This is a genomic window from Microcoleus sp. BM001215392 (assembly GCF_036700185.1).
GTDB lineage: Bacteria > Cyanobacteriota > Cyanobacteriia > Cyanobacteriales > Microcoleaceae > Microcoleus.
Window position 1 is genome coordinate 1 of the sequence record NZ_JAUBOJ010000020.1, and the last position, 7909, is coordinate 7909.

Annotated in this window: 7 protein-coding genes; 3 read left to right on the forward strand and 4 right to left on the reverse strand. The window is 44.1% G+C overall.

Annotated elements, in window-relative coordinates:
- The coding region (locus QT974_RS04130) for an amidohydrolase family protein (RefSeq protein WP_333467254.1) at positions 1–588 on the forward strand (588 nt) is incomplete at its 5' end.
- A gap of 103 nt (positions 589–691) precedes the next feature.
- Here the strand turns inward: QT974_RS04130 and QT974_RS04135 are convergent.
- The 3 genes from QT974_RS04135 to QT974_RS04145 all read right to left on the reverse strand — a co-directional run bounded on the left by QT974_RS04135 (position 692) and on the right by QT974_RS04145 (position 4005).
- Positions 692–901: a hypothetical protein gene (locus tag QT974_RS04135; protein WP_333467255.1), complete on the reverse strand. Its 210-nt coding sequence runs from the start codon at positions 899–901 to the stop codon at positions 692–694.
- Between the two features lie 180 nt (positions 902–1081).
- Positions 1082–2077: a pentapeptide repeat-containing protein gene (locus tag QT974_RS04140; RefSeq protein ID WP_333467256.1), complete on the reverse strand. Its 996-nt coding sequence runs from the start codon at positions 2075–2077 to the stop codon at positions 1082–1084.
- 194 nt (positions 2078–2271) lie between these two features.
- Positions 2272–4005: a hypothetical protein gene (locus tag QT974_RS04145; protein WP_333467257.1), complete on the reverse strand. Its 1734-nt coding sequence runs from the start codon at positions 4003–4005 to the stop codon at positions 2272–2274.
- A 202-nt stretch (positions 4006–4207) separates the two neighbouring features.
- On the opposite strand from QT974_RS04145, the gene QT974_RS04150 reads away from it, so the two are divergent.
- Positions 4208–5707 (forward strand): phytoene desaturase family protein, encoded by a 1500-nt coding sequence (locus QT974_RS04150; RefSeq protein WP_333467258.1) that lies wholly within the window; start codon positions 4208–4210, stop codon positions 5705–5707.
- Positions 5708–5953: 246 nt separating this feature from the next.
- Here the strand turns inward: QT974_RS04150 and QT974_RS04155 are convergent, their stop codons facing one another.
- Positions 5954–6967, reverse strand: a complete 1014-nt coding sequence (locus tag QT974_RS04155) for a leucine-rich repeat domain-containing protein (protein ID WP_333467259.1) — start codon at positions 6965–6967, stop codon at positions 5954–5956.
- Between the two features lie 253 nt (positions 6968–7220).
- Between QT974_RS04155 and QT974_RS04160 the strand changes: the two genes are divergently transcribed.
- Positions 7221–7679 (forward strand): ABA4-like family protein, encoded by a 459-nt coding sequence (locus QT974_RS04160; protein WP_333467260.1) that lies wholly within the window; start codon positions 7221–7223, stop codon positions 7677–7679.
- Positions 7680–7909 lie beyond the last annotated feature (230 nt).

The following is a 7909-nucleotide window of genomic DNA, read 5'->3' on the forward strand; positions in this document are numbered from 1 at the left end:
CCTTACCAAGGGGGGGAAACAAGAGGGATAACGCCCCCTTACCAAGGGGGGGAAATAGAGGGTCGAAATGATAATTTTCGGGCGAAGCGGTATATTGCTAAATACACGATTAATCCGGCGATTACTCACGGAATTAGTCAGTATGTGGGTTCGGTAGAAGAGGGTAAGTTGGCGGATTTGTGTTTGTGGCGGCCGGCGTTTTTTGGGGTGAAACCGGAGTTGGTAATTAAGGGTGGGGCGATCGCCTACGGGCAGATGGGAGACGCTAATGCGAGCATTCCGACGCCGCAGCCGGTGCATATGAGGCCGATGTTTGGCAGCTTTGGCGGGGCGATTGGGGCGACTTGTTTGACGTTTGTTTCGCAGGTGGCGCGCGATCGAGATATTGCAGCACAGCTCGGTTTACAAAAGCCCACGGTAGCAGTTTCCGGGACGCGGCAGATTAGTAAAAGAGATATGAAACTCAACGATTATTTGCCGCACGTGGAAGTCGATCCAGAAACCTATGAAGTGAGGGCGGATGGGCAATTGTTGACTTGCGAACCGGCAACTATTTTGCCAATGGCGCAGCGATATTTTCTGTTTTGATATAAGTTCGATCGTTCGGACTTCAGGGGTGCATCTGGTTTTCGCCAATATATCCGTAGGGGCGAAGCATGACAGTAGTGAATATGGAATTATAACTAATAACTTATATGCGGTCATGCTTCGCCCCTACAAACATATTTGCCTTGCACCAGATGCACCCATTCATTAGGAATGGAAATGGCGATTTTTCCTGCGGTGAAATTTCCACCCGCACCTCCACCTGTAAATCGGTCAGCGTGTAGAGATGCTTTTTTTCTTGATAAGACTCAACCAGGAATTGCAGATATTTAGGAAAATCAACTGGTGTCGCCATTTGATTATAGATTTTAGAATATAGATTGATTATAGAATTTTTTCTACATCCGCGAGGAACGGTGAAAAATCCGATCGTCAACCTGCTCCCGGCACGTGAGTGTTCGTGTAGACGCGGTTTCAACCGTACGTCCTATTTTCAACCGTACGTCCTATCTTCAACCGTACGTCCTATTTTCAACTATCCGTGCAATTCTCCATTCGGCATAATTGTGCCGCGCAACTGAGCCCCCGCTAAATTAGCCGTAGTCAAATCAGCCCTAATCAAAGTTGTGCGGTGCAAAATTGCATCCCGCAAATCTGTTCTAGCCAGGTAAGCATCAGTCATATCCGCCTCACTCAAATTCGCTTGATTAAAATTAGCTCTGCTCAAATCAGCCCGGATCAAATTAGCACGACTCAAATCAGCCATCACCAAATTAGCATTGCTCAACTTAACATCAGGAAGAAACGCACCGCGCAAATTAGCACCCGCCAATTCAGCATCAATTAACACAGCTCTTTCCAACTTAGCATCTGTCATCACAGCCCAAGAAAAATTTGTTTCTACCAAAGTTGCTTCAGTCAAAAATGTGCCATCTAAAATAGCTTCGATTAAATTTGCCTGAGTCAAATTTGCTTCTTGTAGAGACGCTCCAGTCAAATTCGCTTGATTGAGATTAGCTTTAGTTAAATCTGCACCTTGCAAATTAACGCCGCGCAAATCTGCACCTTGTAAATTAGCACCGCGCAAGTTTGCGCCCTCAAAAATCCGCTGCTCCTTGCGCAAATTTGCTCCGCGCAAGCAGGCGCCGCGCAAATCTGCACCTTGCAAATTGACACCTCGCATATCTGCTTCGGTCAAATTTGCATCGATAAAAACTGCCAGAGAGACATTAGCTTTACGAAAGTCTGCACCTTGTAAAGTAGCTCCGTGGAAGTCTGCATCGGACAAATTTGCTCCGCTAAAATTTGCCTTATTTAAGTTAGCACCGCACAATTTGGCATTAGTTAAATTTGCACGCTGAAAGTTAATTCTGCTCAAGTACGACATTGTTAAGTTTGCTCCCCAAAGGTCGGCGCTGCTTAAATTGACGCCGATTAAATCGGCACCGCTCAGGTAGACTCCTCTAAGATTCATACCTTGAAAATCAAGTTCTCCTGATGTATATCGCCTTAATATTTCGCTGGAATTCATGTTTTTATTTATGGTTGGGAGTTGAACAAAATCTACACTCTAGAGATTTTTGGCTTTTCCAGCCTACAGGGGCGGGTGAAAGTTTGTGCTGCGCCAGACTGAATTGTCGCAAATACGACGATCGCACTTATTGCATTTTAGTGTTGCTCAAGGCGGACGAAAGTTTGTGCAACGCCAGACTTGTGTCGGGGCATTTAATGATTTTTATTCACAAATTCTTGAGTCCAAGCAACTGTTTTGTTGCCTAATTTGCGCCCGTGAATTTTTACATCAGTAATAAATTTTGATTTTAAAGTACCCAGTTTTTTGTGAATGTATGTGGCTAGATCCTGTTGGTTTGTTACGTCGGGAGACTCCAGAATGATGTGGAGCCAACCGTCTCTAAATCCCGCTGTGGCGGTAATTCCCTTAGGCTGTAGCAATTGATCGATCAATTGGGCGATCGCCTTTGGTTTGCCTTGTTTTGCCATTTCCACAAGCTGATGCCGATCGGGTTTGTCGGTAGAGTTTTCCTGCTGGGGTGTTTCCGAAATATTTTCTGCAACATTCTTTAGAATTTCAGCAGGATAGCGCCCGCTTTCTTTTGACTCTAATTCGCTAAGAATTTCCATTAATTTATCGCTAAATCCCTGGATCTTTCCTACATAATTTCTGAGGTTTTTATATTTCCAGTACAAACGCTCTTCGGCCGTTTCTGTAGAAAATTGACCGTTCAAAGCAGCTTCTAACTCGCTGAATATTTTTTCTATTTGGGCGGTGGCCGAGTTAGCACTGTCCCGGACTAATCCTGTCATTTCTTCTTCGAGTCCCAACTTGCGTTTGATGGAATCGCTAATATTTACACTAACAGGGTTTGCGGGAGCGAAAGTTTCGATTAGTGTCGGCGTTTCTGTAACTGGGACTTGGAATCTTTCTCTTAATTCGTGTCCGAAGTTCGCAGCGGAATTATTGCTGCTGGTTTCGGGTTCTTGAAACTGTATATTTTCTGCCCTGTCGGGTACTAAATAACTCTTCTGGGGATCGTAATGATAGTGAGCCGGAGCAGCTTGAATGATCTGAGTAATATCGCCCGCCTCAAAATAATCGCTGCGTCTATCAAGCGGCTGGCTATCTCCATAAACACTGTTGTTTAAATGCGTCCGATCGCAATCTTCGGTAGCTGAATCTTCGGTAGCTGAATCTTCGGTAGCTGAATCTTCGGAGCGATCGCGCTCTTCTTGTTGCAACTTTGCGTAACAAGGATTCATCGCTTTGATAATCACGCTCGCTGCTTGGTCGCATTCGTCTGTGTTGTCGAGATTGCCGGCAGTTCTGTACAACTGAGTTTCGAGTTCGGCCAGGCTGCTGCACACATTAAACAGTTGTCGCAGCAAATTGTCAAGGTCTTGGGTTTTCAGCAGCAGCCAGTCGCGATCGCTAAAAGTGAACTCGTGATAAAGAGTAGAAAAAATTAGGATTTTCGCCCTTAGTGGATTTGTTTGCTGTAGAATTTTTTCCCTGGCATCAAATAAATTTCCCGGGTCTCTTTGGATAGATTCTCCTAATGGCAATTCCGAACTGAAGTGTTCGTCAATGGCCGGTGCTTCGTAACCGCCAAAATTAGATATATTTGTTTCTAATTTTGTGAAATCTTCGTATTCGTAAAGCCTGCTGAGTTGGCAGACAATTTGATCTGCAACTAAAGCGTATTCGGTTTTTTTATTAACTTTGGCAACTATACTGTTTAAAACTGCTTCAATATCTTCTAACCTGCTGTATTTAGCGCATAGTTCTTCGATTAAGTTCCCTATGTCCGCGCTGCTGAGTTGGGCAGGATCGTTTTCCCAACACTCTTTACAAGCAAAAAATATTATTTTCTTAATGCGTGAAAGATTGGCATCTTGTTCTAATTCGCGCACAACTTCATCTAAAATAGATAAAGCTTTCATAGTTTTCCTCCCCCAAAAATACCCTGTCAGTCGATTTTAGATTTTAGATTTTAGATTTTAGATTTTAGATTTACTTGCAGCATTGAATCTGGGAACCCGAACTTGAGTGTAAAATTTTAGTATCTCTACGACTTGAGTCGGGGGCTTGTACCCGTTTCTTGCGGGTCAGCAAGAAATAATAAAATTATACCACATTTGATAAATGCAAGACTTTGATGCGATCGTCATTGGCAGCGGTATTGGTGGCTTAGTCGCCGGAGGGATGCTAGCTCGCTACGGCAAGCGGGTACTCGTCTGTGAGAGCCACACCATAGCGGGCGGGGCGGCTCACAGCTTTTCGCGCCGGGGATTTCACTTTGATTCTGGGCCTTCTTTTTATTGCGGTTTGACCGATCGACAATCGCTAAATCCTTTGCGGCAAGTCTTGAATGTTTTGGAGGAATCGATCGCAGCCATTGCCTACGATCCGTTGGGGCATTACCATTTTCCTGAAGGAAGTTTGCCAGTTTATGCTAATGCGAGAAATTACTTAGATGCTGTAGCTAAATTCGCACCGCAAGGCGCTAGAGAATTACAGCAATTTCAACAGCATTTGTTAGTTTTGTATGAAGCTTTGCGGGGAATTCCGGTTTTAGCACTGAGATCGGACTGGCAGTTGATACCTGTGCTGTTGTCTCGGTACTCGCCTGCTTTGTTGCAGTTGTTACCGTCAGTAGGGGCGATCGCCAGTTCGGCAGGTTCCTTGATGGATCGCGACGTACAAGACCCTTGGGTGCGACGTTTGATAGATTTGGAGTGCTTCTTGCTGTCGGGTTTGAAAGCCCACGGAACTGTGGCGCCGGAAATAGCTTTTATGATTGGCGAGCGATCGCGATCGGCGATCGAATATCCTGTAGGAGGCAGCGGTGCGATCGTCGATGCCTTAGTCCGAGGCTTGCAGCGCTGGGGCGGAAAATTGCGATTGGGAACTCCCGTGGAGCAAATATTAGTTGAATCCGGCAAAACCACGGGCGTTCGTTTGAAAAGTGGCGAAATTATCCGCGCCGCAATTGTGATTTCAAATGCCACAGTTTGGGATACTTACACAAAATTATTGCGGCCTGAAGATTTGCCGCCAAGCTACCGAAAAACCGCTTTATCCACGCCAGCAGTAGACAGTTTCATGCACCTGCATTTAGGAATTAAAGCCGAAGGACTAGAAGGCTTGACCGGCCACCACGTTGTCCTTCACGACAGCAAACTTGACATTACAGTACCCGGAAACACCTGCATGATTTCGATTCCTACAGTGTGGGATACCACTCTTGCACCGCCCGGACATCACGCGATTCACGCCTATACATTGGAACCTTATGCAGGTTGGGAATACGGCGACGGTTATCAGCAAAAAAAACAAGAGCGATCGCAATCTCTGTTCAAAGCTTTAGAAAAAATTATACCAGATTTGCGATCGCGAATAGTCTTGGAGTCGATCGGCACACCGCTAACCCACGCCCGATATTTGCACCGCTATCAAGGAACCTACGGGCCTGCAATTGCCGCCGGCAAAGGCACCTGGCCCGGGCCGCAAACTTCAGTCAAAGGCTTGTATCGAGTGGGAGATAGCACCATGCCCGGAATCGGTGTTCCCGCTGTCGCAGCCTCCGGTATTTTGTGCGCGAATACTCTAGTCAATTCCGATGTCACAGCACAATTCTTGTAAACTAGCCACAACAGGTTTGTAGTCAGGACTTTAGTCCTCCGATCGTTTAGACTCTTGACTAAAGTCCGAACGATCGAACACTTTATCCACCAGCCGCAAAAGCGCCCATAACCGCGATCGACAAAGCCAAACCGGGCAACAGCAGCAATCCCAACATCAAAGCATCGTGCGAACTCATAACTTTCTCCTGATACCAACGTTGGATAGCTTATCATATAGACCCAGATTTCGCCACCGTCTTAACAATTAAAACCGACAAATTGATTGAGGAGTGACCGGGCAAATTTTATTCACAATCCGATTTCCCCGCAAGTCGATCGTAGTTAACTTTTGCAAAGATTGGAGGGAACTGATATCAGAAATTTGATTGTTGTATAGATCCAGCAAAAATAAGTTATTCAAAGCTTGCAATGCGCTGCAATCTGAAATCGAATTATTAAACAAATAAAGCTGACTCAAATTAGTTAAAAATTTCAGCGGATTCAGGTCTGATATTTGATTGTTACCGAGGTTGAGTTCAACTAAATTAGTTAGCGATGCCAAAGCACTAATATCGGATATTTTATTTTCAAATAAAACCAGTTTCTTTAAATTGCTTAAGGATTTTAGCGGAGTTAAGTCAGAAATTTGATTCTCGAACAAAAACAGCGTACTCAGATTTTTTAACGACGCTAGGGGGCTAATATCTGATATTTGATTTTTGTAAAGAAAGAGTGTATTAAGTTCAGTTAAATTTGCCAGAGGAGCGAGGTCAGATATTTGATTTTTGTAGATAATTGCTGTGTTTAACTGAGTTAAATTTTTTAAGGAACTGATGTTAGTAATTTGATTGTCAAATAAAATAAGAACCGTAAGATTGGTGAGAGATGCAAGCGGACTGATATCAGATATTTGATTGGTATCTATAAATAGTGCAGTTAAATTTGTCAAAGATGCAAGCGGACTAATATTTGATATTTGATTGACATCTAAATACAGGATTTTCAGCTTAGTTAAAGATGCCAAAGGAGTGAGATCGGATAGTTGATTGCTGCTGAGGTTTAGAACAGTAAGCTGATTGAAAGATGCCAGGGGACTGAGATCCGTAAGTTGAGCCAATTTCAGGTTTAGTTCGGTTGTACTAGAAAGCAGTTCGTTAGCTCGATCGCACTCAGTGGTATCTGATATTTGCAACAGTGTGTCTACAGTATGTTTGGCGCCCGGAGAGAGATTGTCTTTGTGCGAACACCAATCGGGAAAGTTATTATAAGTTGTTGTCATGAGTTTTAGCTGTTAGATTTCAGTCTTTGAGGTACGTAGTTGCGCTTGGGCACTTTTTTTTATAATCAAAGAGCGATCGCCCCAGCGCACCAACCTACCTCCACGTGTAAATCTTAAATTTCAGATAATATCTAGCAATTATCTCTAATTTGTGAATTTGGTTTTTGTGGTTTTTGAGAAATGTTAGCAAAAATTGTGTAAAGTAATCTTAACATCGTTTATTGCATTCATTTACAGGAGCCAACAGCCGACTATGACGCCAGAACTAATTTTCGATATAGGTAATGTGTTCGTTTTGCCTTTCTGGGCAATTATGATTTTATTTCCCAACTGGGGAATTACCAGAAAAGTCATGAATTCCTTTATTCCGTTTGCCTTGCTCGCTGTCTTATACATATATTTGTTTGGTAGCAGTCTGACTCCCGAAAATGCGGCGGCTTTGTCGAATCCCAAGTTAGCAGATATTGCTAAGTTTTTGGGAGAAGAAACGGCGGCGGCTACAGGATGGATACATTTTTTAGTGATGGATTTGTTTGTGGGGCGCTGGATTTATTGGGAAGGACAGCGCACGGGAGTTTGGACTGTGCATTCTTTGGCTTTGTGTTTGTTTGCTGGGCCGATGGGATTGCTTTCTCATATTGTAACTGCTTGGATTACTGAAAAGTTTTTCCCGAGTTCTGATGTGGTGGAGACTGCTAGTCCTTCGGTTTAGGGAGAGGGTTTTCGATATTTTGGATGTTAATTATCCATTTCTCGATGCAGGTGTTAGTAGTGACGATTTCATTCAATATTTAGGGATGCGGACTGAAGTCCTCGCTACTAGCCAGGGATGCGGACTGAAGTCCTCACTACTAACCAGGGATGCGGACTGAAGTCCTCGCTACTAGCCAGGGATGCGGACTGAAGTCCTCGCTACTAGCCAGGGATGCGGACTGAAGTCCT